This window comes from Kribbella speibonae (assembly GCF_004331375.1).
GTDB classification, from domain to species: Bacteria; Actinomycetota; Actinomycetes; order Propionibacteriales; family Kribbellaceae; genus Kribbella; species Kribbella sindirgiensis.
Map to the genome: position 1 here is coordinate 1,985,271 of NZ_SJKC01000001.1, position 26,236 is coordinate 2,011,506.

At 67.6% G+C, this 26,236-nt stretch carries 28 protein-coding genes and 1 tRNA gene; 21 read left to right on the forward strand and 8 right to left on the reverse strand.

The window, feature by feature from the left end; genetic code table 11:
- Positions 1 to 121: 121 nt before the first annotated feature.
- Genes E0H92_RS10020 through E0H92_RS10040 form a run of 5 tightly spaced genes read left to right on the forward strand, consistent with a single transcriptional unit; the run spans position 122 to position 6,650 of the window.
- Positions 122 to 751 carry a 50S ribosomal protein L25/general stress protein Ctc gene (locus E0H92_RS10020; RefSeq protein WP_131468241.1) on the forward strand — a complete coding sequence of 210 codons (630 nt, stop codon included), beginning with the start codon at positions 122 to 124 and terminating at the stop codon, positions 749 to 751.
- A gap of 43 nt (positions 752 to 794) precedes the next feature.
- Positions 795 to 1,370 (forward strand): aminoacyl-tRNA hydrolase, encoded by a 576-nt coding sequence (gene pth, locus E0H92_RS10025; RefSeq protein ID WP_131468239.1) that lies wholly within the window; start codon positions 795 to 797, stop codon positions 1,368 to 1,370.
- Positions 1,367 to 4,996, forward strand: a complete 3,630-nt coding sequence (mfd, locus tag E0H92_RS10030; RefSeq protein ID WP_131496040.1) for a transcription-repair coupling factor — start codon at positions 1,367 to 1,369, stop codon at positions 4,994 to 4,996. Before pth ends, mfd begins: the two co-directional genes overlap by 4 nt.
- A gap of 28 nt (positions 4,997 to 5,024) precedes the next feature.
- Positions 5,025 to 5,651 carry a SurA N-terminal domain-containing protein gene (locus E0H92_RS10035; RefSeq protein ID WP_131496041.1) on the forward strand — a complete coding sequence of 209 codons (627 nt, stop codon included), beginning with the start codon at positions 5,025 to 5,027 and terminating at the stop codon, positions 5,649 to 5,651.
- Between the two features lie 9 nt (positions 5,652 to 5,660).
- The gene (locus E0H92_RS10040; protein WP_131496042.1) at positions 5,661 to 6,650 is read left to right on the forward strand and encodes a MazG family protein; all 990 of its coding nucleotides are present in this window, start codon (positions 5,661 to 5,663) and stop codon (positions 6,648 to 6,650) included.
- On the opposite strand, the gene E0H92_RS10045 is transcribed toward E0H92_RS10040, so the two are convergent.
- Positions 6,647 to 7,084: a type II toxin-antitoxin system VapC family toxin gene (locus E0H92_RS10045; protein WP_131468231.1), complete on the reverse strand. Its 438-nt coding sequence runs from the start codon at positions 7,082 to 7,084 to the stop codon at positions 6,647 to 6,649. The genes E0H92_RS10040 and E0H92_RS10045 overlap by 4 nt on opposite strands.
- Complete coding sequence (locus tag E0H92_RS10050; protein ID WP_131468229.1) at positions 7,081 to 7,314, reverse strand: CopG family transcriptional regulator; 234 nt, start codon at positions 7,312 to 7,314, stop codon at positions 7,081 to 7,083. Before E0H92_RS10050 ends, E0H92_RS10045 begins: the two co-directional genes overlap by 4 nt.
- Positions 7,315 to 7,523: 209 nt before the next feature.
- On the opposite strand from E0H92_RS10050, the gene E0H92_RS10055 reads away from it, so the two are divergent.
- On the forward strand, positions 7,524 to 8,357 hold the full coding sequence (locus tag E0H92_RS10055; protein WP_131496043.1) for a phosphotransferase enzyme family protein: 834 nt from the start codon (positions 7,524 to 7,526) through the stop codon (positions 8,355 to 8,357).
- On the opposite strand, the gene E0H92_RS44640 is transcribed toward E0H92_RS10055, so the two are convergent.
- Complete coding sequence (locus E0H92_RS44640; protein ID WP_202873561.1) at positions 8,325 to 8,678, reverse strand: hypothetical protein; 354 nt, start codon at positions 8,676 to 8,678, stop codon at positions 8,325 to 8,327. The two genes, E0H92_RS10055 and E0H92_RS44640, sit on opposite strands and share 33 nt — an antisense overlap.
- A 69-nt stretch (positions 8,679 to 8,747) precedes the next feature.
- Between E0H92_RS44640 and E0H92_RS10065 the strand changes: the two genes are divergently transcribed.
- From E0H92_RS10065 to E0H92_RS10090, 6 genes are all read left to right on the forward strand, one after another.
- Positions 8,748 to 9,590: a LysR family transcriptional regulator gene (locus E0H92_RS10065; protein ID WP_202873562.1), complete on the forward strand. Its 843-nt coding sequence runs from the start codon at positions 8,748 to 8,750 to the stop codon at positions 9,588 to 9,590.
- Positions 9,587 to 10,126 (forward strand): RNA 2'-phosphotransferase, encoded by a 540-nt coding sequence (locus tag E0H92_RS10070; protein WP_131496044.1) that lies wholly within the window; start codon positions 9,587 to 9,589, stop codon positions 10,124 to 10,126. The genes E0H92_RS10065 and E0H92_RS10070 overlap by 4 nt, the downstream gene beginning before the upstream one ends.
- 80 nt (positions 10,127 to 10,206) lie before the next feature.
- The gene (eno, locus tag E0H92_RS10075) at positions 10,207 to 11,487 is read left to right on the forward strand and encodes a phosphopyruvate hydratase (protein ID WP_131468221.1); all 1,281 of its coding nucleotides are present in this window, start codon (positions 10,207 to 10,209) and stop codon (positions 11,485 to 11,487) included.
- 19 nt (positions 11,488 to 11,506) lie between these two features.
- The gene (locus E0H92_RS10080; protein WP_131496045.1) at positions 11,507 to 12,115 is read left to right on the forward strand and encodes an FtsB family cell division protein; all 609 of its coding nucleotides are present in this window, start codon (positions 11,507 to 11,509) and stop codon (positions 12,113 to 12,115) included.
- Positions 12,112 to 12,594, forward strand: coding sequence for a DUF501 domain-containing protein (locus E0H92_RS10085; RefSeq protein WP_131496046.1), 483 nt, complete (start codon positions 12,112 to 12,114; stop codon positions 12,592 to 12,594). The genes E0H92_RS10080 and E0H92_RS10085 overlap by 4 nt, the downstream gene beginning before the upstream one ends.
- Positions 12,595 to 12,670: 76 nt before the next feature.
- Complete coding sequence (locus tag E0H92_RS10090) at positions 12,671 to 13,528, forward strand: Ppx/GppA phosphatase family protein (protein ID WP_238173362.1); 858 nt, start codon at positions 12,671 to 12,673, stop codon at positions 13,526 to 13,528.
- On the opposite strand, the gene E0H92_RS10095 is transcribed toward E0H92_RS10090, so the two are convergent.
- Positions 13,525 to 14,100 (reverse strand): TetR/AcrR family transcriptional regulator, encoded by a 576-nt coding sequence (locus E0H92_RS10095; RefSeq protein WP_131468212.1) that lies wholly within the window; start codon positions 14,098 to 14,100, stop codon positions 13,525 to 13,527. The genes E0H92_RS10090 and E0H92_RS10095 overlap by 4 nt on opposite strands.
- A gap of 129 nt (positions 14,101 to 14,229) precedes the next feature.
- On the opposite strand from E0H92_RS10095, the gene E0H92_RS10100 reads away from it, so the two are divergent.
- The 4 genes from E0H92_RS10100 (at position 14,230) to E0H92_RS10115 (ending at position 17,999) form a co-directional block, all read left to right on the forward strand.
- Positions 14,230 to 15,651, forward strand: a complete 1,422-nt coding sequence (locus E0H92_RS10100; RefSeq protein ID WP_131496047.1) for an MFS transporter — start codon at positions 14,230 to 14,232, stop codon at positions 15,649 to 15,651.
- Between the two features lie 17 nt (positions 15,652 to 15,668).
- The gene (locus tag E0H92_RS10105) at positions 15,669 to 16,502 is read left to right on the forward strand and encodes a uracil-DNA glycosylase (protein ID WP_131496048.1); all 834 of its coding nucleotides are present in this window, start codon (positions 15,669 to 15,671) and stop codon (positions 16,500 to 16,502) included.
- Positions 16,503 to 16,647: 145 nt separating this feature from the next.
- Complete coding sequence (locus E0H92_RS10110) at positions 16,648 to 17,325, forward strand: hypothetical protein (protein ID WP_131496049.1); 678 nt, start codon at positions 16,648 to 16,650, stop codon at positions 17,323 to 17,325.
- Positions 17,322 to 17,999 (forward strand): DUF4190 domain-containing protein, encoded by a 678-nt coding sequence (locus E0H92_RS10115; protein WP_131468204.1) that lies wholly within the window; start codon positions 17,322 to 17,324, stop codon positions 17,997 to 17,999. The genes E0H92_RS10110 and E0H92_RS10115 overlap by 4 nt, the downstream gene beginning before the upstream one ends.
- An 82-nt stretch (positions 18,000 to 18,081) precedes the next feature.
- Here the strand turns inward: E0H92_RS10115 and E0H92_RS10120 are convergent, their stop codons facing one another.
- Complete coding sequence (locus E0H92_RS10120; RefSeq protein WP_202873563.1) at positions 18,082 to 18,723, reverse strand: Ltp family lipoprotein; 642 nt, start codon at positions 18,721 to 18,723, stop codon at positions 18,082 to 18,084.
- Between the two features lie 840 nt (positions 18,724 to 19,563).
- Here E0H92_RS10120 and E0H92_RS10125 point away from each other — a divergent pair.
- From E0H92_RS10125 to E0H92_RS10135, 3 genes are all read left to right on the forward strand, one after another.
- Entirely contained in the window at positions 19,564 to 20,205 is a 642-nt protein-coding gene (locus tag E0H92_RS10125; protein WP_131468202.1) for a hypothetical protein, read from the forward strand.
- 450 nt (positions 20,206 to 20,655) lie between these two features.
- On the forward strand, positions 20,656 to 22,389 hold the full coding sequence (locus E0H92_RS10130) for a tetratricopeptide repeat protein (RefSeq protein WP_131468200.1): 1,734 nt from the start codon (positions 20,656 to 20,658) through the stop codon (positions 22,387 to 22,389).
- A gap of 19 nt (positions 22,390 to 22,408) precedes the next feature.
- Positions 22,409 to 22,918, forward strand: coding sequence for a tyrosine-type recombinase/integrase (locus tag E0H92_RS10135; protein ID WP_131468198.1), 510 nt, complete (start codon positions 22,409 to 22,411; stop codon positions 22,916 to 22,918).
- A gap of 97 nt (positions 22,919 to 23,015) precedes the next feature.
- On the opposite strand, the gene E0H92_RS10140 is transcribed toward E0H92_RS10135, so the two are convergent.
- The 3 genes from E0H92_RS10140 to E0H92_RS10150 form a co-directional block, all read right to left on the reverse strand.
- Positions 23,016 to 23,098, reverse strand: a tRNA-Leu gene (locus tag E0H92_RS10140).
- Positions 23,099 to 23,289: 191 nt separating this feature from the next.
- A complete protein-coding gene (def, locus tag E0H92_RS10145) occupies positions 23,290 to 23,805 on the reverse strand; it encodes a peptide deformylase (protein WP_238173363.1) in 516 nt (171 codons plus the stop codon).
- A 23-nt stretch (positions 23,806 to 23,828) separates the two neighbouring features.
- A complete protein-coding gene (locus tag E0H92_RS10150) occupies positions 23,829 to 24,335 on the reverse strand; it encodes a glycine cleavage system transcriptional repressor (protein ID WP_131496051.1) in 507 nt (168 codons plus the stop codon).
- A 104-nt stretch (positions 24,336 to 24,439) separates the two neighbouring features.
- On the opposite strand from E0H92_RS10150, the gene E0H92_RS10155 reads away from it, so the two are divergent.
- The gene (locus tag E0H92_RS10155; protein ID WP_131496052.1) at positions 24,440 to 25,552 is read left to right on the forward strand and encodes a sensor histidine kinase; all 1,113 of its coding nucleotides are present in this window, start codon (positions 24,440 to 24,442) and stop codon (positions 25,550 to 25,552) included.
- Positions 25,549 to 26,208, forward strand: a complete 660-nt coding sequence (locus E0H92_RS10160; protein ID WP_130384221.1) for a response regulator — start codon at positions 25,549 to 25,551, stop codon at positions 26,206 to 26,208. The genes E0H92_RS10155 and E0H92_RS10160 overlap by 4 nt, the downstream gene beginning before the upstream one ends.
- The last annotated feature ends 28 nt before the right edge of the window (positions 26,209 to 26,236 follow it).

Sequence of the window (26,236 nt, forward strand, 5' to 3'; positions counted from 1 at the left end):
CCGTGATCGACGCGGTGGTTCGTTGCCTGACGCCTTCTCGGGGTCAGCAGGCGCCCGCTGAGGCCGCAGCCGAGTTCTATCCAGACAACAGATCACCGCAACGCTTTTGAGGAGTTCAGTCGTGGCCGAGGTCAAGATCCAAGCCGAATCGCGTACGGAGTTCGGCAAGGGGGCTGCCCGCCGAATCCGCCGGGACAACAAGGTTCCCGCCGTCCTCTACGGCCACGGCAGTGACCCGGTGCACATCTCGCTGCCCGGTCACGACACCATGCTGGCCCTGAAGACCGCCAACGCCCTGCTGCTGATCGAGGTCGAGGGCGGCGAGTCCCACCTGGCGCTGCCGAAGCAGGTCCAGCGCGACCCGATCAAGGGCTTCATCGAGCACGTGGACCTGGTCATCGTCCGCCGCGGCGAGAAGGTCCAGGTCGATATCGCGGTGCACCTCGAGGGCGAGGCCGTCAGCGACGCCCTGGTCGTCCTGGAGGCGCAGAGCATCCTGGTCGAGGCCGAGGCGACGCACATCCCGGACGGTGTCACCGTCTCGATCGAGGGCCTCGAGATCGGCGCCCAGATCCACGCCTCCGACCTGACCCTGCCGACCGGTACGACGCTGGCCATCGAGCCGGACACCCTGGTCGTGAACGTCACCCAGCAGCCGACCGCCGAGCAGCTCGAGGGTGACACCGAGGCCGCCGCCGAGGGTGCCGAGGCCGCTCCGGCCGAGGAGCCGGTGGCCGCCGCGGCCGAGTAATCTGCTGCCGCAGCACCAGACATCTTCGGGAGGGCCGGGATCCGTGGCGGACGACGTGTGGTTGGTCGTCGGACTGGGGAATCCCGGCCCTTCGTATGCCCGCACCCGGCACAACATCGGGCACCTGGTCGCCGACGAACTGGCGGCCCGGACCGGTGCGAAGTGGAAGCAGAGCAAGCAGGTCAAGTCCGAGGTGATCGAGACCCGGATCAGCGGCCTGCGGACGGTCCTGGCCAAGCCCCGCTCGTACATGAACGAGTCCGGCGGGCCGGTGTCGGGGCTGCTGAAGTTCTTCAAGCTGGACCCGGCCAACCTGGTCGTGCTGCACGACGAGCTGGACATCGACTTCGGTGTCCTGCGCTGCAAGTTCGGCGGTGGCGACAACGGCCACAACGGGCTCAAGTCACTGCGGAAATCGCTTGGCACCGGTGAGTACTATCGAGTCCGGTTCGGTGTGGGTCGTCCGCCGGGCCGGCAGGCGCCCGCCGACTTCGTCCTCAACGAGTTCTCCTCGACCGAACGCAAGGACCTTCCGTTCGCCGTCGACCGGACCGCGGACGCGGTGGAATCCCTGCTCACCGACGGCCTCGAGGCAACTCAAGGGAAGTACAACTCGTGAAGCTCACCGGTCTCGTCGACACCCTGATCACCGATCCGGTGGTGGCCGAGGCCGTTCGTGACGCCCGCGGCGACAGTGTCACGACCCTCGACCTGAGCGCACCGACGCCGGTGCGCCCGGTCCTGCTCGCCGCACTGGCCGCGGCCCAGAACGGCGCCGACCGCCCGGTGCTCGCCGTCACCGCTACCTTCCGCGAGGCCGAGGAGCTCACCGAGGCCCTCCAGTGCCTCGTCGACGAGCCGAGCGCCGTCGCCTACTACCCGGCCTGGGAGACGCTTCCGCACGAGCGCCTGTCGCCGCGTTCCGACACGGTCGGCCGGCGGCTCGCCGTACTGCGCCGGCTCGTGCATCCGGATCCGTCCGACGAGACGACCGGCCCGATCCGGATCCTGGTCGCGCCGGTGCGGTCCGTCCTGCAGCCGCAGGTCGCCGGCCTCGCGGACCTCCGGCCGGTGCAGCTGCACGTCGGCGACACAGTCGAGCTCGAGGACGTCGTCGAGCGGCTCGCCGCAGCGGCGTACCACCGGGTGGACCTGGTCGAGCGGCGCGGTGAGTTCGCGGTCCGCGGCGGCATCATCGACGTCTTCCCGCCGACCGAGGAGCACCCGCTGCGGGTGGACTTCTTCGGCGACGACGTCGAGGAGATCAGGTACTTCGCGGTCGCCGACCAGCGCTCCCTGGAGATCGCCGAGCACGGTCTGTGGGCGCCTCCGTGCCGCGAGCTGCTGCTGACCGACGAGGTCCGCGCGCGGGCCGCCGTACTGGCCAAGGAACATCCCGAGCTGGCCGAGCTGTTCGAGAAGCTCGCCGAAGGGCATGCCGTCGAGGGTATGGAGTCACTGGCGCCGGTGCTCGTCGACGAGATGGAGCTGCTGGTCGATCTGATGCCCGCCGGTACGCACGTGGTCGTCAGCGACCCCGAGCGGGTTCGCGCGCGGGCGCACGACCTGGTGGCGACCAGCCAGGAGTTCCTGGAGGCGTCCTGGGCCGCGGCCGCCGGTGGTGGCGAGGCCCCGATCGACCTGGGCGCGGCGGCGTACATGTCGCTCGGCGCCGTCCGGTCGCAGGCCCTCGGCAGGGACCTGGCCTGGTGGAGCCTGTCGCCGTTCGCGGCCGCCCCGACCGACGAGCCCGAGCTGCGGGACTCGATGGGAGCGCGGGTCGCGTTCGACATCGACACCGAGGCCGGTGCGGTCACCAGCAAGATCCTCGCCGTCCACGAGGTCGACCCGTACCGCGGGGAGACCGGCGCGGCGGTCGAGGACATCCGCGGCTGGTTGCGGGACGGCTGGCGGGTCGTCTGTGTCACCGAAGGCCACGGTCCCGCGCAGCGACTCGTCGAGGTGTTCTCCGAGGCCGAGCTGCCGGCCCGGGCGGTTGACGGCATCGACGAGATGCCCGCGCCCGGCGTCGTACTGGTCTCGCAGGGGCAGCTCGACCACGGATTCATTGCCGACGGCATCAAGTTCGCGGTGCTCACCGAGAACGACCTCGCCGGTCAGCGCAGCGCGGCCGAACGCCGTTCCCAGCAACGGATGCCGTCGCGCCGCAAGAAGACGATCGACCCGCTGGAGCTGCAGCCCGGCGACTATGTCGTGCACGAGCAGCACGGCGTCGGCCGGTACGTCGAGATGATGCAGCGGACCGTCGGCACCGGGACCCAGAAGGCCACCCGCGAGTACGTCGTGATCGAGTTCGCGCCGAGCAAGCGCGGACAACCCGGCGACCGCCTGTACGTGCCGACCGACCAGCTCGACCAGGTCACTAGGTACGTCGGCGGCGAGCAGCCGACCCTGGACAAGATGGGCGGCGGCGACTGGGCCAAGCGCAAGGGCCGCGCCCGCAAGGCGGTCCGGCAGATCGCCGGCGAGCTGATCAAGCTGTACGCCGCGCGCCAGGCGACCAAGGGCCACGCGTTCGCCAAGGACACCCCGTGGCAGCGGGAACTCGAGGACGCGTTCCCGTTCGTGGAGACGCCCGACCAGCTCGCCACCATCGACGACGTGAAGCACGACATGGAACGCGTCATGCCGATGGACCGGATCGTCTGCGGCGACGTCGGCTACGGCAAGACCGAGATCGCCGTACGGGCGGCCTTCAAGGCAGTGCAGGACGGCAAGCAGGTCGCCGTACTCGTGCCGACGACACTGCTCGTGCAGCAGCACTACGCGACCTTCGCCGAGCGGTACGCCGCCTTCCCGGTCAACGTCGCCCCGCTGTCGCGGTTCCAGACCGACAAGGAGGCCAAGGCGACGATCGACGGTCTCGCCGACGGGTCGGTCGACGTGGTGATCGGGACGCACCGGCTGTTCAGCGGCGAGGTCGCGTTCAAGGACCTCGGCCTGGTGATCGTCGACGAGGAGCAGCGGTTCGGCGTCGAGCACAAGGAGCAGTTGAAGCGTCTCCGGACCGCGGTCGACGTGCTGACGATGTCCGCGACGCCGATCCCGCGGACGCTGGAGATGTCGATCACCGGTATCCGCGAGATGTCCACGATCGCCACCCCGCCGGAGGAGCGGCACCCGGTGCTGACCTTCGTCGGCGCGTACGACGAGCACCAGGTGACCGCCGCGATCCGGCGCGAACTGCTCCGCGAGGGCCAGGTCTTCGTCGTCCACAACCGGGTGAACACGATCGAGAAGGCGGCCGCCCGGATCCGCCAACTGGTGCCCGAGGCGCGGGTCAGTGTCGCGCACGGCCAGATGAACGAGCACACGCTCGAGAACGTGATCCAGGGCTTCTGGGAGAAGCAGTCCGACGTGATCGTGTGTACGACGATCGTCGAGTCCGGCATCGACATCTCGAACGCGAACACGATGATCGTCGAGCGCTCCGACCTGCTCGGCCTGTCCCAGCTGCACCAGCTCCGCGGCCGGGTCGGTCGTGGCCGCGAACGCGCGTACGCGTACTTCTTCTACCCGCCGGAGAAGCCGCTCACCGAGACGGCTCACGACCGGCTGGCCACGATCGCGCAGCACGCCGACCTCGGCGGCGGTATGGCGGTCGCGATGAAGGACCTGGAGATCCGCGGCGCCGGCAACCTGCTCGGCGGCGAGCAGTCCGGGCACATCGCGGACGTCGGCTTCGACCTGTACGTCCGGCTGGTCGGCGAGGCGGTCGCGGAGTACCGCGGCGACACCCAGGCCGAGGAACCCGAGGTCAAGATCGAGCTGCCGATCGACGCCCATCTGCCGCACGACTACGTCCCGTCGCAGCGGCTGCGGCTGGAGATGTACCAGCGGCTGGCCGCCGTCCGCGACGCCGACGGCATCGCCGAACTGGTGGAAGAACTGCACGACCGGTACGGCGACATCCCGCAGCCGGTGCTGAACCTGATCGAGGTGGCGAAGTTCCGCAACCACGCCCGCCGGGCGGGGCTGCACGACGTCACGCTGCAGGGGAACATGATCCGCTTCGGGCCGGTCGAACTGCCCGATTCGAAGGTGCTGCGGCTCAACAGGCTGTACCCGAAGAGTCTGGTGAAGCCGCAACTGCATACCATTCTGGTGCCGAGACCTGCCACCAGGCCGGTCGGCGGTCAGCCGCTCCGCGACCAGGAGCTGCTGCAATGGTGCACCCGGTTGATCGACGACGTGATCGCCGAACCTATTGTGGTTCCGGCGTGAAACTGACAGGAACGTGCGAGGAGATTCGGTGAGTACACGGCTTCGGGCTCTCGGTGTGGTGCTGGCGACGGTGCTGCTGACCGGCGGCTGTGCGGCGGGAACCCACCCCGGCGCGGCGGCGATGATCGGTGACACCGAGATCAGCATCGGCGACGTCGACAAGACCTCGCGCGCCGTCGGCGCGGCCCTCGGTGAGTCCTACCCGGACCAGGCCGCGCTGAACGGCATGGTCAGCAACGAGCTCGCGGCACAGGTCGGCCAGCAGAAGGCGATCTCGGTCAGCGACGCGGAGATCGCCGACGCGGCCAAGAACGCGGTCGCGCCGAGCGCCGAGGCGTATCAGAAGCTGCAGGCCGACCCGGCGTCCCGCGCCTTCCTGGACAAGCTCGCCGCGACCCTGATCGTCACGATCAAGCTCGCCGGCGGCAAGGGCATCCACGACGCGGACGGTCAGCAGAAGGCGCAGGAGGGCGTGCAGGCCCTGAACGCCGCCGCGAAGGACATCAAGGTCACGGTCGCGCCGCGCTTCGGTCAGTGGAGCGACGGCCGGCTCGACACGGCGATCTCCGGGTCGCTGTCGAAGGAGTCCGACCAGACCGCGGCCAAGCGCAAGGCCGCCGAGGAAGCACAGCAGCAGCAACAGGGCCAGGGCTGACGAGGTCGTATGCCTGACGAGTCCGCGGGCGGGATCAAGGTCGTCCTCACGAGTCCTCGTGTCGCTCCCGGGCTCCTCACGCGTGCCACCTGGCAGGCGCTGGAGTCCGCCGACCAGATCGGCGCAGCGGGCGGCCCGGACCGTCCCGACGTACAGGCTGTGATCGGGTCCGGGCTCGCCGTCACTCACGTCGAGGGCGGCGTCGGCGAGCACTGGACCTGGTTGTCGTCCGCGGCCGAGGCCGGCCGCGACGTCGCGTGGCTCGTCGGCGACGACGGAGAGCCGGGCCTGCTGCGGGTCGTCGCCGAGCAGGTCGCGCGTGACCCGCGACCGGCGTACGGCGTGGAGATCCAGCACGGATCGTACGACGTTCCTGGAGCCAGGCTGATCGACCTGGTCCGGGTGATGGACCGGATCCGGCGGGACTGCCCGTGGACCCAGCAGGAGACGCACGAGAGCCTGGCGAAGTACCTGCTCGAGGAGACGTACGAGACGCTCGAGGCGCTCGACACCGGCGATCGCGGCCACCTCCGCGAGGAACTGGGTGACCTGCTGCTGCAGGTCGCGCTGAACTCGCGGATCGCCGAGGAGGACCCCGACGACGGCTTCACGATCGACGACGTGGCCGGCGGCATCGTCGAGAAGCTGATCCGCCGCCATCCGCACGTCTTCGGCACCGTCGACGCCACCGACGTAGCCGCGGTCGAGGCCAACTGGGAAGCCATCAAGGCCACCGAAAAGCAGCGCTCCTCGGTCCTCGAAGGCATCCCACTGGCCCTGCCGGCCCTGGCCCTGGCCGACAAGGTCCTAGCCCGCGCCGCAAAGGTCCTACCCCCCGACCTCCCACCCGCGGGCCGCACGGACCTGGACCGAATCGGCCACCAACTCCTCACCCTCGCCCGCGAATCCCGCACCCTAGGCATAGACCCCGAACAGGCCCTCCGCCTCGCCATCCACCAGTTGACCGGTGAGATCCGCGCCGCCGAGAAGAACACCTAAGTCAGAAAACGGTCTGCCGCTACCACCGCGACCCGGTGCTCGTCGCCCACGAGTGCCTTCAGATCGCCCGCGTCCGACGTCGCGATCACCACCGGTCCCGCCTCGGCCAAGGCGGTGGCCACCAAGATCGCGTCAACGGCCTGCCCGGAACCGAGCCGGGCTGCGCCGATCAGCTGACCTGCGCGTTCGCCGAGAGCCCGGCTGACCGGCTCGACGACGATCCCGCTGAGCACTCGGTACACAGCCGCATCGCGAGGGGTACCGCGAAGGGATTCGGCGAGGATCGCCGCCGAGGTGACGACGCGGCGGCCGTCGGCGTGCGCGGCGTACAGCCTGACGTACATCGCGCGGTCGGTCGCGGCCCGGGACAGACCTTCGTTGTCGAGAACGAGCGATCCCTGCGGCGCCGAAGGGACGCGTTTGCGTGGGCTCACCGCTCGGGCCACTCGGCGCGGGCGCGCGCGAGTTCTTCATCGGTCACCGGCCCGTGCACCTCGGCCAGCTCGGCCAGAAGATCACCGAGCCGGTCGTGCTCCAGTTGCCGGACCAAGGCCTGGGTCACGTAGGCAGACACATTCCCGCGCCCGGCCCTCGACCGCAGTTCCTCGGCCAGGTCGGTCGGGATGGTCACACTCAGCTTGTCCGTGTGCGCGGGCTCACTCATACGCCAATCCTACCGCTGGTGGGATTGGGGATGGAAGTTCCACTTCCGCAGGTGGTCGGCGTACCCAAGGACAGGAGGTGGTCGGTGGTGGGGTAGTGCACCTGAGCGTGCAGGTGGATTTGTGTACGGTGTCTCGGTGGTGCACTACCTGTTGTTGTGTTCGTCAAAACCTGGTGCTTGGGGTGGTGGGGGGTTGAGAAGGTGGGTGGGTGGATGTCGCTGAGGTACTGCGGGAGCACTGGGATCTGAAGCCGAGTCGGCTGGAGGTGCTGGCCGGTGGGATGAACTCGGCGACCTGGCTGGCTACCTCCGGGGTGGAGCGGGTTGTTCTGAAGGCGGTTGGGCTGGATGACGCGGCGTTCGAGCCTGGGTTGGAGCTGGCGGTACGGCTGGACGACGCGGGCGTGCGCACTGGGCGGCCGCGGTGGAGCAAGCGTGGGCGGCTGGTGGAGCGGGTCGATGGGCGGCAGGTCGCCGTACTGGAGTACGTCGACGGTGAGGAGTTGCTGCCCTCGGATCAGGAGGCGATTGGCGACGTGCTCGGGCGGGTCCACTCGGCTGCTTCGCTCGAATCCGGTGCGACCGCCGACTGGCTGCGATTCCTGCTGCCGTTCGAAGAGTCGTTGGACCTCGAGCCCTGGATTCGGCCGGCCGTCGAGGCGGCGACCGCGGACGCGATCGCGCTCGGACCGGTCTCGTGGGCGTGGCTGCACGGGGATCCGGCCGCGGAGGCCTTCCGGCGTCAGGCGGACGGTCGCGTCGCGCTGATCGACTGGGGGAGCGCGATGCGGGGTCCGATCCTGTACGACGTCGCGTCCGCCGTCATGTACAACGGCGACCCGGTGATCCCGGCGTACCTGCGTCGGCGCCCCGACCTGACCGCCGAACTCGAGCGCGGCCTGCCCACGTTCCTCCGCGTGCGCTACGCCGTCCAGGCCGGCTACTTCGCCTGGCGCATCACCACCAACCTCCTCACCGGCATCTCCGACCCGGCCGAAAACCACAAAGGCCTAGCCGACGCCCGCCGCTCGTTCGGCCTGTAGATCACGCCGTACGGCCGCCTCCGTCGTCTCCCAGTCCTTGAAGAGGTAGCGGTACGGCACCACCGGCGTGATCGCGGTCCGCTCGAAGAAGCGGTGATGCCGCAACCATTCCAGCGACCGTTCCTGCACCCGGGGCCCGCATTTCGACACCAGCCACGCCTCGCCGAACAACGGCACCAAGCGCGCGATCGCCTCGAAGGCGTCAGGTACGGCGGGGGTTCGCAGCATGGCTGTGGTGTCGCCGGAGAAGAACGACGTGTCGCCCGCGCCGGACCCTCCGGCGATGATCACGCGTCCGATATCGATTCCCAATCTGTTCATACCTCCATCGTCGACAAGCCACCTATCCAGCAGAACTAGCTCTTATCGACATAGCTATAGTTTCTGGTGATGGATCTCGTGGCGGAGGATCTGCAGGCGTTTGCGGTGTTTGCTCGGCACCGCAACTTCACGCGTGCGGGTGTGGAGTTGCATGTCAGTCAACCCGCGCTGCACGCCCGCATCCGCAAGCTGGAGGCGCGCCTCGGAACGCAGCTGTACGTCAAGCACGGCCGGCAGCTGCACCTGACTGACGCGGGCGAACGGCTTGCTGCCTTCGCCAACGACACCCAGGACCGCACGGCGCACTTCCTCCGCACGCTGGATGCCGCCCCACCGCGACCGCTGGTGCTGATCGCCGGCTCCGGTTCGTACCTGTACCTGCTGGCCGACCCGCTCCGCCGCTACCTCACCCGCGGTCGCGAACTCCGCCTGCTCACCGGCGACGCCGCCGAGACTCTGACCGCCGTCCGGGGCGGTACGGCGGACGTCGGCGTGACCGCACTGGGAATCCCTCCCGACGACCTCGACTGCGAACTTCTCGCCCAGTTCCCGCAAACGCTCATCGTGCGCAGCGATCACCGCCTAGCGGGACGCCGTACTGTCCGGTTGAAGGATCTGCAGGACGAGGCGCTCGTCGTACCGCCGAAGGATCGCCCGCATCGGCAGCAGTTGGAGCGGAGCATGCTCGACCAGGGCCTCCGGTGGTCCGTTGCGGTGGAAGCGGAGGGGTGGGAACTGCTGGTCCACTTCGTGCGTCTCGGTATCGGGCCGGCGGTCGTCAACGGTTCGGTTCGCACGACGAGCGCCGTACGGAAGATCCCGGTCAAGGACCTGCCGCCCGTGCGGTACTACGTCGTCACGCGGCCGGGCCGCGACGACCGGGTGGACGGGTTGAGGAGGGCGCTGACATGAGCCGCGACAGCAGAGCGGTCTCCAGGCTGCTGCGCCATACGGCGGGTGAACGCGGCCTCACGATGAGTGCGGACGGGTGGGCGACGATCACCGACGTACTGCGGGTTCTCGGGCTGACCCGCGAGCGGCTGGACGTTGCCGTACGGGAGAACGACAAGCAGCGGCTGCAGGTCGACGGGGAGCGGATCCGGGCGTGTCAGGGGCATTCGCTCGAGGGGATGCCCGTGACACGTGAAGCGTTGGAGAACAGTTGGGAACGGGTTTACCCGGAGGATCTGCTGTGGCACGGCACGAATCGTGCTGCGCTGGCGGCGATCCAGCGTGAGGGGCTGCGGGCGGGACGGCGTACACACGTCCATCTCGCGCCGTCGAAGGACAGCCACGTCGGGCGGCGGACCCGCGTGGAAGTCTTGCTGGGTGTGGATTGCGGTGAATTGGCGGTCTATCGGGCGCCCAACGGAGTGTTACTGACGCGGGAGGTACCTCCGGATGCGATCGTTAGGGCCGACCTCGACTGGGGCGGTGGGGTGGGCTGAGCGGGGATCCAGCCCACTGAGCCTGCTGGTCTGGGGACTAGGCTCAGCAGCGATTCGTCATCGAGAACTTGGGAGTCAATGTGGCCACCATCGAGGCCGTCGGCGCGCGCGAGATCCTCGACTCGCGCGGCAACCCCACTGTCGAGGTCGAGGTTCTGCTCGACGACGACACCATCGCCCGCGCAGCCGTCCCGTCGGGTGCCTCCACCGGCCAGTTCGAGGCCGTGGAGCTGCGTGACGGCGACAAGGACCGGTACGGCGGCAAGGGCGTCCAGAAGGCCGTCACCGCGATCCTGGAGGACATCGACAAGGAGATCGTCGGGTACGACGTCCACGAGCAGCGCCTGATCGACCACGCGCTCCTCGACCTGGACGGCACCCCGAACAAGGCCAAGCTGGGCGCGAACGCGATCCTCGGCGTCAGCCTCGCGGTCGCGAAGGCGGCCGCGGAGAGCTCCGGCCTGCCGCTGTTCCGCTACGTCGGCGGCCCGAACGCGCACGTCCTGCCGGTGCCGATGATGAACATCCTCAACGGCGGCGCGCACGCGGACAGCAACGTCGACGTCCAGGAGTTCATGATCGCCCCGATCGGCGCGGCGACGTACGCCGAGGCCGTCATGCAGGGCGCGGGTGTCTACCACGCGCTGAAGGCGGTGCTGAAGGAGCGCGGCCTGTCCACCGGTCTCGGCGACGAGGGCGGTTTCGCGCCGAACCTGTCCTCGAACCGCGAGGCCCTCGACCTGATCCTGGTCGCGATCGAGAAGGCCGGTCTGCAGGCGGGCAAGGACATCGCGCTGGCGATGGACGTGGCGGCGAGCGAGTTCCACACCGACGGCGTGTACGCGTTCGAGGGCGGTAAGAAGTCCGCCGACGAAATGATCGCGTACTACGCCGACCTCGTGGCGTCGTACCCGATCGTGTCGATCGAGGACCCGCTGAACGAGGAGGACTGGGACGGCTGGATCAACCTGTCCTCCCAGCTCGGCGACAAGATCCAGATCGTCGGCGACGACCTGTTCGTCACGAACGTCGAGCGGTTGCAGCGCGGCATCACCGAGAAGGCGGCGAACAGCCTGCTGGTCAAGGTGAACCAGATCGGCTCGCTGACCGAGACCCTGGACGCCGTCGACCTCGCGCACCGCAGCGGCTTCACCTGCATGATGAGCCACCGCTCCGGCGAGACCGAGGACACCACGATCGCCGACCTCGCGGTCGCGACCAACTGCGGTCAGATCAAGTCCGGCGCCCCGGCCCGGTCCGACCGCACCGCCAAGTACAACCAGCTGCTCCGGATCGAGGAGGAGCTCGACGACGCGGCGACGTACGCCGGTCGCTCGGCCTTCCCGCGCTTCCAGGGCTGACGTTTTCGGAGGTTCAGGTATGCCGTCCCGTCGGGATTCCGGTGCACGACCCGGCTCGCGTCCGTCGAGCCGGACCCAGTCGCGTCCACCGGCCCGGCGGGGCGACCAGCCGAAACGCCGTACGACGGGAACGTCGGCGGAGCCTGCCCGGACCCGCGGGTCCCGCAACCTGACCGGGCGAGCGGCCGTCGTACTGCTCGTGCTGGGCGCGTTGATCGTGTCGTACGCGCAGAGCCTGCGGGTGTGGTTCGACCAGCATCAGCAGATCACCGCGCTGCAGCAGGAGATCCGGGACCGGGAGAAGCGAGTCTCGGAGCTGAACGACGAGATCACCCGCTGGGACGACAACGCGTACGTGAAGGCGCAGGCGCGGCAGCGGCTCGGCTGGGTGATGCCCGGTGAGGTCGGGTACCGCGTGATCGGCGCGGACGGGAAGCCGGTCGGCGCCCCGCCGGAGCCGTCGGCGCCGACCGACGATACGACGGACACGCAGAAGCCGACCTGGTACACGAAGCTGTGGGGGAGTGTCGAGGGAGCGGGCACACCGCCGGCGCCGGCCGCGACGCCGACCCCCGCCAAACCCGCCCCGACGACGATCCTCACGCCGTCACCTAAGGTGACCGGGTGAGCGTCAGCCCTTCGGATCAAGAAGCAGTCAGCAAGCAGCTCGGCCGAACGGCCCGCGGCATCCGGTCGATCGCGCACCGCTGCAGCTGCGGGCTCCCCGACGTGGTCGAGACCGAGCCGCGCCTTCCGGACGGTACGCCGTTCCCGACGACGTACTACGTGACGTGCCCGCGGCTCGCGTCCGCGATCGGCACGCTCGAGGCGTCGGGTCTCATGAAGGAGATGACCGACCGCCTGGCTGACGACCAGGATCTGGCTGCTCGCTATCGCGCCGCCCACGAGTCGTACCTCGAACACCGCGAATCGATCGACCACGTCGAGGAGATCGCCGGCATCACCGCGGGTGGCATGCCGAACCGCGTCAAGTGCCTCCACGTCCTCGCCGGCCACTCCCTGGCCGCCGGCCCCGGCGTGAACCCACTAGGCGACGAAACCCTGGACGCCTTGGACGACTGGGGCCGCCGAGGTCCGTGTGTCTGACAACCTCGCCCCGGCTGGGCCTGCCGTGGGGGTGCGGGTTGCGGCGGTGGATTGCGGGACCAACTCGATTCGGTTGTTGATCGCGGATCTCGTCGGCGGTCAGCTGGTCGAGGTGGATCGGCGGATGACGATCGTGCGGCTCGGGCAAGGGGTGGATGCCACCGGCGCCTTCGCCCCGGAGGCTCTGGAGCGGGTGTTCGAGGCCGCCGAGGACTTCGCGAGTGTCATCCGGTCCACAGGTGTCAGCAGGATCCGCTTCGTCGCCACCTCCGCCGCCCGCGACGTCAGCAACCGCGACGCGTTCTCCGCCGGCATCGAAGCGCGGCTCGGCGTACGACCGGAGATCATCTCCGGCGGGGAGGAAGCCGAACTCAGCTTCCGCGGCGCCACCACGTCCCTCGACCTCCCCGCGCCGTACCTCGTGGCCGACATCGGCGGCGGCTCCACCGAACTCGTCCTCGGCGACGCCACCGGAGTCATCGCCGCGGAATCCCTCGACATCGGCTCGGTCCGTCTCACCGAACGCCACGTCACCACCGACCCGACCTCCGGACCAGAACTCCAGGCGATCGCGAAAGACATCGACGCCCTCCTGGACGCCACCACAGTCCCGCTCGAAGACGCCCGCGCGTTCATCGGCGTAGCGGGCACCTGCACCACCGTGGCCGCGGTCGCGCTGAACCTCGCCGAGTACGACCGCACCGCCGTCCACCACGCCCGCCTCACCACAGCCCAGCTCCGCTCCGCGACAACCTGGCTCACCACCAGCACCCGCGCAGAACGTTCCGCCGTACGGTCGATCCACCCCGGCCGGATCGACGTGATCGGCGCCGGCGCCCTCATCCTCCAACGCCTCTACGACCGCCTACCGGTCACCGACCTGACGGTCTCCGAACACGACATCCTCGACGGAGTCGCGCTCTCGCTCCGCTAGTGCGCGCGGACGCCGTCCAGTGCGATGGTGAGCACTCGATCGCGCTGGGCCTGGTCGACGAAGCCGGCTCCGGTGAGGCCGCTGACCATGCGGAGCAGGTCGTCGAAGGAGACGTCCTTGCGCGCTTCACCCGCCTCCTGGGCGCGTTCGAACAGCGGCGTACCGGCGGCGTACATCGCCTCGCGGGCGGCCTTGAAGCTTTCGGTCTCGCGGTTCAGCGACTCCCAGATCGCGCGCTTCGTCGCGGCGTACCCGACGAAGCGGTGCAGCCAGGTGGTCAGCGCCTCCCACGGCGGCAGGCCGGCCGCCTCCTCCGCCGCGATGCACAACTCTTCGATCTCACCGAAGTACACGGCGTTCAGCAGGTCCTGACGGTGCGGGAAGTTCCGGTACAGCGTGCCGATCCCGACGCCGGCCTGGCGCGCGATGTCCTCCAGCGACGCGTCCACCCCTTTGCTCGCGAACGCATCCCGGGCGGCGCCGAGCAGGGCATCGAAGTTCCGCCGCGCATCCGCTCGCTGCGGCCGCCGTACGTCGACCCGCAACGCGGGCCTGCTCTCACCGGTCACCATTCGCTCACCTTAGCCAGTTGATAGCGGAGGCATCCCTCCGCTATAGTGGAGGCATACCTCGACTTTACCAGGCCGGGGACTCCGCGCCCATGTTCTGGCGCTTTCACACTCCTTTCGAAGGACTTCTGCATGCCTGTCATCAGGTCTGGAAACCCTCGCGTCACCCTGGCGGTCCTCGCCACGGTCGTCGCCTCGTTCTCTATGTTGCAGTCACTGGTCAGCCCGGCGCTGCCTGTCATCCAGCACGACCTGCACACCACCCCCGGCACGGTCACCTGGGTGTTCACCGCGCTCCTGCTCTCGGTGTCGGTCGCGACCCCGCTGCTCGGCCGGATCGGCGACATGGTCGGCAAGGAACGCACACTGTTCATCGCACTGGCCGCGCTGGCCATCGGCTGTCTGGTCGCCGCGCTCGCGCCGAACATCGGCGTACTGATCGCCGCCCGCATCTTCCAGGGTGTCGGCGGAGCCGTGTTCCCGTTGGCGTTCGGGATCATCCGGGACGAGTTCCCGGCCGAGCGCGTGCCGTCAGTGGTCGGCGTGGTGTCGGCCATCATCGCGGCCGGCGGCGGGCTGGGGATCGTCCTGGCCGGCCCGATCGTGGAGTGGCTCGGCTGGCGCTGGCTGTTCTGGATCCCGATGGTGGTCGTCGCGCTGTCGACGGTGATGGTACGGCGCTACGTCCCGGAGTCCCCGAACCGTGTCCCGGGCCGGATCGACTGGCTGGCCGCCGCGTTCCTGTCCGGCTGGCTGATCGCGCTGCTGCTCCCGCTGAGCACCGGCCGGTCGTGGGGCTGGGGCTCGCTGCGCACGGTGGGGCTCTTCGGGCTGGCCGTCGTACTGTTCGCCGGCTGGATCACGGTCGAACTGCGCTCGCGGAACCCGCTGATCGACATGCGGATGATGCGCCGCCCGGCGGTGTGGACGACGAACCTCGTTGCGCTGCTGTTCGGGGCGGCGATGTTCGCGGTGTACGCGTTCGTGCCGCAGTTCCTGCAGATCCCGACGGCGGCCGGCTTCGGCTTCGGCGCGAGCGTCACCAAGGCCGGGCTGCTGATGCTGCCGATGCTGGTGACGATGGCGATCGTCGGGTCGTTGAGCGGCCCGCTCGCGCCGCGGTTCGGCGCCAAGGCGCAGGTGGTTTCCGGGTCGGCGCTGAGCCTGGTCGCGGCGTTGATGTTCGCGGAGTTCCACGACGCACAGTGGCAGGTGGCGGTCTCGACGGCCCTGTTCGGTGTCGGGCTCGGCCTCGCCTACGCGGCCATGACCAGCCTGATCGTGCAGAACGTCCCGCGCGAACAGACCGGCGCGGCCACCGGCATGAACGCCAACATCCGCACCATCGGCGGCTCCATCGGCACCGCCCTCGCGAGCTCGATCATCACGGGCCACATCCAGCCCTCAGGACTCCCCGCGGAAGCCGGCTTCACCGACACCTTCCTCCTCCTCTCCGCCTTCGCCGCCGCAGCCGTCGTACTAGCACTGGCCATCCCGAGCGCACGCCGTACCGCCGCGACCACCCCGCAACCCGTCGAGGAACTGGTCGCCTGACTCTCTAGGCTGGGTGGGTGAAGCTTCCGCATCCGTTGACCGGGGAGTTGTTCGAGAGTCCGGTGCCGCCCGGGGCCGGGTGGCCGGAGGACCCCGCAGTACGGCGTACTCCGGTGGCGCACGATGCGGGCGAGGTGGTGCGGCTTGCGGCGACTGATGAGTTGGCGGAGCTGGAAGCACGTGTCTCGGTGTGCCGGGCCTGTTCGCGGCTCGTCGAATGGCGCGAGGACGTTGCTGTCGGCAAGCGAAAGTCCTTTGCGGATCAGCCGTACTGGGGACGGCCGATCCCGGGGTGGGGTGCCGCCGAGCCGCGGATCCTGATCGTCGGGCTGGCGCCGGCGGCGAACGGCGGGAACCGCACCGGGCGCGTGTTCACCGGCGACCGGTCCGGCGACTGGCTGTTCGCGAGCCTGCACCGGGTCGGCCTCGCCAGCCAGCCCACCAGCGAACACGCCGGCGACGGCCTGCACCTGATCGGCACCCGGATGATCGCCGCCGTCCGCTGCGCCCCGCCCGCGAACAAGCCGACCCCGGAGGAGCGCGACACCTGCGCACCCTGGTACCGGCACGAACTCGAACTCACCCTCCCCAGCGCCCGGTCGATCGTTTGCCTCGGCAAGTTCGCGTACGACGCTCTGCTCGCAGCGCTGACTGTGCTCGGAGCCGACGTACCGCGGCCGCGCCCGAAGTTCGGCCACGCGGTCGAGTACCGGATCCCGACCCCGTACGGCGAGGTCACCGTCCTCGGCTGCTTCCACCCCAGCCAGCAGAACACGTTCACCGGCAGGCTCACCGCGGAGATGCTCGACAGCGTCCTGGCCCGCGCGAAGAGTCTGTCCACAGGCCCGTGAAACCAGAGTTGACCTGGGGACGCGACCTGATGGAAGCTGCCGACTATGTATGCCGCCGCCCACCGCCGCTGCCCACATGACTCGTGACAATCTGCCCGAGCAATCTCGGGGACGTCCGGCCGCACAGCGGCCCGCAAGTGGTGGCGTGGAGCGTGCGCCGGCCGCGCCGTCGATGCCTGCCGCGCACGAGGCCGCGCCGCTGGGGTTCGTCTCCAGCCCGGACCGGTTCCACTGGTGGGGCGAGCTCCACGACGACGTCAAGGCACACCTCGAGCGCAAGGTAGGACCGGCGATCGAGTGGTGGGCCGACCTGCACGAACGTGAGCGCGACCGCCCGTACGCCGTCGTCCTCGGGCCTCATGGCCTGGCCGTGACCACGCCGCGCGTCAACAAGCAGGGGCAGCGGACGCAGACCGTGCGGATCGATCAGTTCGTACCGTCGAGCATCAAGCACGCCGTCGTACAGCAACAGGCAACGAAGCCTCGCGGCGGTCTCCGCTCGCTCGTGTCGCGTGGCAAGGACGAGCAGTCCCAGCTGTCGGTCCCGCCGCAGCTGAACATCACGCAGGAGATGCGCGGTGTCCTCGGCAACCTGCCGTTGGAGGCGCAGCAACGCCTGCAGACACCGTTCCTCGGGTCGCAAGCCGTCACGCACTACCGGTGGTACTACTACGGCAACGACGAAGAGCTCGACCTGTGGTGCTACCTGGCGGGCGACAAGACCGTCACGTTCGCGACCGGGCACCGGACCCTGCCCAACGGAATGGACCCGCAGCACGCCGCCTGGCGCCTGACCTGCTACCAGGCGGACGTCGCTCGATGAGTTCGAGCCGGGACTTCCGGGACCTCGACGGAGCCGACCCCTGGAAGCTACTCGGGGTCAGCCGCTCCGCCGACGCCGACGAAATCAAACGCAGCTACCGCCGCCTCTCCCGAAGCCACCACACCGACGTCGGCGGCGACCCCACCCAACAGGTCAAACTCAACCGCGCCTACGAAATCCTCACCGACCCCACCCGCCGCGCCGACTACGCCCTCCTCCTCCACCGCAAAGAACGCCCCCAGGACTTCGTCCGCCCCACGCAGCCCGAACCCGACGAGCCTCCCGCAGACCCGTTCGCGTGGGCCTCCGGCCCCGGCCGCACATCAACCCCGCCACGCCGAGACCCGTACAAGCCGCCGTACGAGCAGCCGTACCAAGACCCCTACACCGAGCCCCCGTACGCCGACCCGCCCTACCGAGACTCGTACCGCGACACGTACGCCGCCCCAACACACCAGGCCCCCAGCCGCGGCGGCGTCAACGGCCAGGCAGTCGCCGCACTCCTCACCGTAGCGTTCTGCGCCCCCCTCTCGATCTACCTGGCATTCACAGCCCTCCGAACAATCCAAACAACCGGCCAACGCGGCAAAGCCATCGCCTGGCTGGCCCTCCTGGCCAACGCCTTCTTCATAGTCTTCGCCATCATCGGCGGCATCCGCACCGCCACCACCTGACGGTGCCCGCCCCCGAGACGGATCCAAATGCGTATGCCTGTGAAGCCCGCGAGCTAAGTTCGACCTGGCAGCGACGATCGCGCTACAAGCCAGCCTTGGTTACGCCGTACACCGCCTGTGCGTGAGTGAAGCCCTCTCCAGCGCTCGACTCCAGCTGGTTGATCAGGCCCTTGCGCGAGAAGTGCGTCATCTGCAAGTACTCCTTCGCCTTCTTCGCGGCCTGCTCGTTCCAGTCCACCTTCACGTGATCGGCGGCAAACGTCGCATCCGCCACCGAGAAGCCCTCACCTGCCTCCGACGACAACTGACGGATGAGGCCCTTGCGGCTGAACGCCGTGAAGCTGAGGTAGTCCTCAGCCTTGCCGATCGCCTGCTCCTGGCCAGCGGTCATCGCGGGCTTGGTGACCTCATTGCTTTCAGCCACGGTCGGCTTCGGCGGCACGGTCGTCTTCGTGACTGCGGGCGGGGTCGGCTTGTTCTTCGGCGTCACCACCGGGTCCGGAGTCGGACCGTTGTCGACCGGCGACGTGCTCGAGTTCGCGCCTGCGGACAGCTTGGTGGCGTTGTCGCCGCCCATGCCGGCCACGATCGCCGTGCAGCCACCGACCAGGAGCACGAAGACCCCGGTGGTGACGAGCAGAATATTGCGGACCGGGTGCCGCTTCCGCGGCGCCCGCGGTTGCTGTGGGTACGGCTGCTGCTGTTGCGGATACTGCTGAGACATTGGGTTCTCCCCCCGATAGCTGTGCTCTCACAGAGCAGGCAAGGTGATCCGGTGATTCACTGCCGCCGGAAAATTTGTTCACGCGGCATGCCTCGCATCGAAGACCGGCACTAGGCGGCACACCCAGATACCTCGGGTGCTCGCGACGTCGAAACCGGCATCCGGCAACGGAACGACCAGTCCTGCAACGCGGGCGGGTCTGCAGAGTGCGTGCCATGTGCGAGCAGCCCGCGTGGATGGCCACCCCTGGGGGGTCTCACTCATCACGAGCTGGCGCGTCACAGTGCAGTCGATCGCGGGCGCCAGCCCGCAACCCGCCGGCGCCAGCCGGCAGCTAGAGGTACGGCGCTGAGCCGGGGGTGGGTGGGAGCGCCCGGAGTGGGCGCGCTGAGGAGCGGAGCGACGAAGTAAGCGCGCGCGGAGGACGGGGGGGCTGTTTGTGCCCAGGACGGGATTCGAACCCGTATGCCTTTCGGCCGCGAGGTTTAAGTTCGACTTGTCACCGTCCGGAGCGATCCGCGAGAGTTCACGACGCCTTAGCCACTCGCCTGAGCAACCCGACCGGACCAGACCGAACGCGACCGAACTGCAACCGGAGCTGCAACCACGTGGTATCAGTCGCACAGATGGCCCGATCCGGGCGCTGGTCAGCCTTGGCTCCGGCAGTCGGATGCCCCGCATTCCGCGGGGCTGGCCCGAGATTCATTCAAACGTCTGCTTACCGTCGTGGCGGGCAGATTAACGGTAGCCTTGCCCGGCTTGCATCTGACACCTACGTGTCAAGAGCATGGTTGGCCCAAAACAACGTCTCCCGGCTCGTTACCACCAGAAGGCCCAAAAATGTTGTGGCTCATCGTCGGAATCTCTGCGGCTGTAGCCGTGATGCTCTTCGTGTTGATTCGATTTTCTGTGTTGATTCGAGAGACGACGGCGCTCGCGTCTTCCCTGACTTCACCGAAGAAGGCGAGGGAGGATAAGAACCGCGACTACAAGATCGGCTTTATCAGTGCCGGATCCGCCCTTTTCGGTGCATTTATTGGCGCGTTGGCAAGCTTAGGTGTGACGACCCTGCAACTGCATGCCGATCTGGACAAGGATGCTCGCGCCAAGCGTGCAGAGGTGTATGCAGCATTTCTGGACGTCGCCGACCGGTATCACAGCCAGACGCTCGAAACCAACCAAACCATTGCAAGCCTGCCTCCGGACAAGCGAGCTCGACTCACTGGCAACTCGCCTGAGATCGCGGCCTTCCTCAAACTGCGATCTGAATTTCAGGGCCAGATAAACCAGGTCTATGTCTATGGAAGCGACGACGGCTGGGAACGAGCCAGGGAGCTGGCCGCTTGGCTACCGGACTCCAACATGGGTGAGTTGGAGTTTCGAGATGTCTCCGAGTCGGGCTTCTCCGGCGCCTACAACGCTCTGCTACAAGTGTTCTGCCAGGAGGCACCGGCAAAACCACGGGACAAGTGCCAGCCGTAGGAGCGCGGGCAGTCCTCCCCGGAGGGACGCCGTAGGCGCCCTTGACGCGAGCCGTGCCGGGCCGTCCCTTCCACGATTGCTAGCGGGGCGATGTGGGAACCCACGGACAGGCGTACGTGCCGGGCGGAAGCGGTAGCCGGCCTTTTCGGTGAATGGTGCTACTGACAGGATGCCGGGCTAGTTGATGGCGAGTTGTGCTGTCTTCGACTCGGCACCCTGTTGGCACGTGTGCGCCAAGCCAAGGGACGCGCCCAGAGCGCAGCGAAGCGGAGTGGCGGGCAGGCGTCCCGCCCTGTGGTGGCGGCGCGCTTTCGGGCCCTGGAGGGGCCCGTCTTGAAGACGTAGAGAAACTTGTCAGAAGGGCAGTGGAGCACACAGCGGTGCAGACAGGCCCGATCTGCAAGCCCTGGTCACTTGCGGTCTTGCCGGGCTAGGTCCCACTCTCTGTATGTGCCAACATCGCCGATGAAGCCAGAAGATACCGACGCCGACGAGGAGGCCGAGGCCGCAAGACATTCAAAGGTCATAGAACTAATCCGCCAGGGTCGCTTCGAGGCTGCACGAGATTGGGTCGAATCCGAAGCATACGATCGCGGCGACAATCCACGCGCGGAACGCATGAGGCTCCTCGCTCTCATTGCCCGGGCAGAGGGTGATCCCGCACAGAGTCTCGCACACATGAATGAGGGGCGGGTTTCCGCGCCGGATTATCCAAGGCTTGTATCGGACTTCATAGATTTGCTGGTTGAGCTTCGTCGGTTTCGTCAAGCTCTCGACCTGATCGCCGAGTTGGATGCTAGTCGGTCGGACGATGTGCTCGTGCGCGCAAGTTGTGGTCACTTCTACAAGCGCCTCGGATTATCAGCGCATGCATACTTGGCCTACCGTGGCGCATACAAAGAAACTTTGCGAAAGGTAAGCTGTCGGATTCGTGCAGGTTGGTTCGAGACTTTCGTTGCAAGGGCTGTCAAACGCGAGGATGAATCGATTGGGACATGGCGGCGGTGGCTTGCTCCGTCAATGTTATTTGACGATCTTCCTCTCAGCGGGTTCGACTCGTCTCAGGTACGTGCCAACGTGGAATGGCTGAACTGGCGTCGGCTAACAGTGTCAGGATTGTCCGGTCGCCTTGACCGCTTGTTTAGATGGGCTTGGCGGCTGATATATATCCCGATTTCTGCGGCGCTTGCCTTTCATGTTTCCGGTCGGATACTGATGAACCCTGGAGTCGTCGAGCAGATCTTCGTGGCCGCTGCTTCCCTGGCCGTTGCCGCGGCGACTGCGGACATGATTTGGCGCTGCCACTGGTGGATGGCTCGGGAAAACGTGGCACTAGCGGTGGGCATCGTAACCACGTTGACCATCGGTGGAATCCTTGTAGCGGCGCGGACTTACTATTCGGCGTTCACTGCTCCATGGTTAACTCTCTTTGGTCTTTCTCTAGCTTTTGGATCGGCATCCTTGGCCGTTGCTTGCGCATCTCTCGCTGCGCCTCAGTGGCATCAAGCATTACGACTTGGTGAACTGCGACGCGACGAGCCGCATGCTTGGATTGTGGATACCCTTCTCGATGTTATTTACGGTGTAGGACGAGAAGGCTGGCGATCAAACGCTTGGGATCGGAAATACTATGTTCAGCTTATCGAGGCGGCGGCGCGTGGGTTGCATGGGGATTTCCGTCACTCCGTGCCGGCATTGGATGGTGAGTCTGAGAAGTGGGTTGCGCAGAGGAGCGCAGGCGTCGCAGCCTCGCTGAGAGCCATAAAGTGCGAATTAATTGCACCGACCATCAACTCCGCGACGGTAATCAACAAGTCTCTGGTTAGGTACATTATCGCCCTCGCCAGTGGAAATTTGCGCCAGCTACCTTGGGTTTCACCACCGCCACCACCGACACCATTGGGACTTCGCGGGCGCATCTGGCGTACGGGGAAGTTGTCCATAATTGCGATCCTGCCGCTCACTTCCGTAATAATATTGAACTATACCGTCGGCCTGCCGGAAATTGCGCAACCATGGCTGCTGGGTGTATCTGTCGTATGGCTTGTTACTTCAATCCTCTTTATACTCGACCCTCAGTTGCGAGAAAAACTGGATGCGATGAACTTATTCATCACGATATTGCGCAAGGAAAGAGGTGAGGCGAAAACAGAGGAGCAGGCGACGATTGGATCGGTGAAGTAGTCATCGCCACATCAGCCTCATGAGAGACTCGTCCGCGAAGAGTCGGCACACGAAGAACTGCAAGGCCGGATGCGCAAAGCATGCTCGGTACTGCCCAGAAAGACAGGGCGGCGAATGGGAGTTCAGGCCGCCGAAGGGCGGGAAGACCAGATGGAGCGCACTACCGGAGGAGCTAATTCCACAGCTGCGCGCTCAGAAGGCAGCACAGTCGGCGGAACGACTCGCGGCGGGGGAGTTGTGGGAAGACTGGGACTTGGTCTTTGCCGGACCGACCGGGCGACCGATCAATCCGCGGCGCGACTGGGCCGAGTTCAAGAGCATGCTTCAGGCGGCCGGCCTTCGGGATGCCCGTCCTCATGATGCACGGCACACGGCCGCGACGCTGCTGCCGGAGCAGGGCGTAGACATCCGCGTCGTGCAGGAGATCCTCGGGCACTCCACCTTGGCTGTGACCAAGCGCTACACGCATGTGACGAGCAAGCTCGCCGAGGACGCGGCGGCGAAGATCGGAAAGGCTCTGTGGGCGTGATTCAGAGGGCAACTGCAACCGCCGGTGCAACCATCACCAGGCTCACGAAGCTCTGGCTTATATTACTGACCGCCTATCTATGCAGGTCAGATCAAGGTGCCCGGGACGGGATTCGAACCCGTATGCCTGTTAGGGCCGCGAGGTTTAAGCTCGCTGCGTCTGCCGTTCCGCCACCCGGGCCTAAGGCGTGTCTGACGGTACCGCGCCTACTGCGGGGCACTCGGCACGGCACCTCGCCGCACGGGTGCAAAGGCCACGATGCTCCGCATCGAGACCTTCGCCCCCGCACGCCGAGCTACCGCACCGAGCACCTCCTCGCTACGGCGCGGAACCGTCAGACACGCCTTGAGGCTCGGGGATGAGAGTACTCGTTACTGGTAGACCTTTCGGGGGTACACGGCGTGGGCGCCGGCTACCCGGTCGAGGAAGAGCTTGCCGTTGCAGTGGTCTATCTCGTGCTGGAGGGCGCGGGCCTCGAAGGCGTCGGTGGTGATCGTGACCTGGTCCGTCGTACCGGGGAGGATGCCGGTGACCGTCAGCCGGGTGGCGCGTTTGACGTCGCCGGTGAAGTCGGGGACCGACATGCACCCCTCGCGAGCCTTCTCGTTGCGCGAGGCTTCGACGACGACGGCGTTGCACAGGACGAAGACGCCGTGGCAGGTACGTGTCTTGGGGTGACCGGTCACGTCGAGCGAGAACATCTGTGCCGCCACGCCCACCTGCGGCGCCGCGAGACCGACGCATCCGGGGGAGACCCGCATGGTCGCCACCAGGTCCGCGGCGAGCTGGATCATCTCCGGATCGAGCGGATCAACGGGAGCGCCCTCCGTCGCGAGCACCGGGTGTGGCGCGTGGACGACCTCCACAACATTGCCTGCGACGTCCAACCGGGCAGGGGACCAGTCAGTGATCACAGTTCGTCGCTCTCGGCCGGGCGCAGCGTGACGCCCACTCCGAGTTCCTCGGCGGTGATCTCGAGTGCCCGGTCCAGCGTCTCCAGCTCGGCGGTCGGCGGCAGCTCGACCTCGGCGGTCAGCACGTACAGCCCGCCACTCAGCCGCGTCGCCAGGTCCGTGATCGTGCCTCCGGCGGCCGCGATCATCCGCGTCACCGCCGCCACGATCCCCGGCCGGTCCGCGCCGTGGACGCTGAGCATGTACGGCGCCCCGATCGGCGCGTGCTCGTGTTCGGGACCCATCTTGCGGACCGTGATGACCAGCTCGCCGCGCAGCGGTTCGAGCGCCGCCTTGACGGGGTCGAACGGTCCGGCGCAGACGATCATCATCGCGAAATGGCCGCGCAGCAGCGTCATGGTCGAGTCCTCGAGGTTGACCCCGGTACCGGCCAGGGCCTCGGTGACGTCGGCGATGATTCCCGGGCGGTCCGGGCCGATGACGGTGACTGCGAGCTGACTCATGCCCGGCAACCTACCGCCGACCTAAGTACCTGATCGCACCGACTTCGGTATCCGGACACCCGCACCCGCCCCGGAGACCGCTTACACACCGCTACATTCAAGACATGAGCGCGCCACGTCGTACCGCCGGTAACTGGCTTGTGGACAGCGTGTCGTTCGTACTGGCGATCATGGTCTCGCTGCTCGCCTACAGCGAGGGTGAGGGCGACCCGGTGCCGCACCTGCTGCTCGCGATCGACTTCTGGTCGGGGATGCTGCTGTGCCTGACCCTGTGGTTCCGGCGCCGCTGGGCGGTGCCGTTGGCGCTTCTCGCGGCCGCGGTCTCGGTGTACTCCGATGCCGCGGCCGGGCCGACCCTGGTGCTGATCATGACCGTCGCCGTCCACAAGCCGTGGCGCACCTCGATCTGGGTCTTCGCGGTGAACTTCGCCGCCACGCTCGTCTATCTCCAGGTGCGGCACAAGGAGGACTGGAAGACGCAGCTCGTCATCGGCATGACCCTGTACCTGGCCATGGCCGGCTGGGGGTTCTACATCCGGTCCCGGCGGCAACTTCTGCAGACGCTGCGGGACCGCGCGGATCGGGCGGAGACGGTCGCGACGCTGCAGGCCGAGCAGGCGCAGCTCCGGGCGCGGGAGGAGATCGCCCGCGAGATGCACGACGTACTCGGGCATCGGCTGTCGCTGCTCAGCGTGCACGCCGGTGCGCTGGCGTACCGCCCGGACGCGTCCACCGCCGAGGTCGCGGGCGCCGCCGAGATCATCCGTGCGAGCGCGCACCAGGCGCTGCAGGATCTCCGCGAGGTGATCGGCGTACTGCGGGCGCCGGTGGGCGAGCTTCCGCAGCCCGCGTTCGCCGACCTGTCCGCGCTGGTCGAGGGTTCGCGGGACGCCGGGATTCCGGTGGATCTCACGCTCGACGCGCCGGGTGCGATGCCGGAGCACGTCGGGCGTACGGCGTACCGGATCGTGCAGGAGGGGCTGACGAACGCGGTCAAGCACGCGCCGGGTGAGCCGGTGACGATCAGCGTGACCGGTGCCCCAGGCAACGGATTGTCCGTCGAGCTGCGGAATCCGGCCCCGAACCGCCGGCGCGGAGACGGCCAAGGTTTGAAGGGCCTCAGCGAACGCGCCGCCCTGGTCGAAGGCCGCGTCGAACACGGCCGCACCCCCGAAGGCGACTTCCGCCTGTTCGCCTGGCTACCGTGGCCCGCATGACCATTCGGGTTCTGATCGTCGACGACGATCCACTGTTGCGGGCCGGGCTGAAGTTGATGCTGGGCGGCGCCGAGGACATCCGGGTGGTCGGGGAGGCCGGCGACGGGTCCGGCGTACAGGGTCTGATCGATCGGCTCGCGCCGGACGTGATCCTGATGGACATCCGGATGCCCGGCACCGACGGCCTCACCGCGACGGAAGCGGTACGCCGTCGCTCGGGCGCACCCGAGGTCGTCATCCTCACCACCTTCGACGCCGACGAGCACGTACTGCGCGCTCTCCGCGCCGGAGCCGCCGGGTTCATCCTGAAGGACACCCCGCCCGCCGAGATCGTCGAGTCGGTACGCCGGATCGCGGCCGGGCATCCCGTTCTCTCACCGGCCGTCACCAAACGCCTCATCACCCGCGTCGCGGACTCCGGCCAGAACGACCGCAAGACCAAGGCCGCTGCCCGCCTCGCGGACCTGAACGACCGCGAACGGGAGATCGCCGTCGCCGTCGGCGAGGGGAAGTCGAACGCCGAGATCAGCGCGACGCTCTACCTCAGCGTCCCGACCGTGAAGACCCACGTCTCCCGCATCCTCACGAAACTCGACCTGAACAACCGCGTCCAGATCGCCCTCCTCGTCCACGACGCCGGCCTCCTGCACGACTAGTGCATGCCTCCGAAGTCCGCGCGTCCTA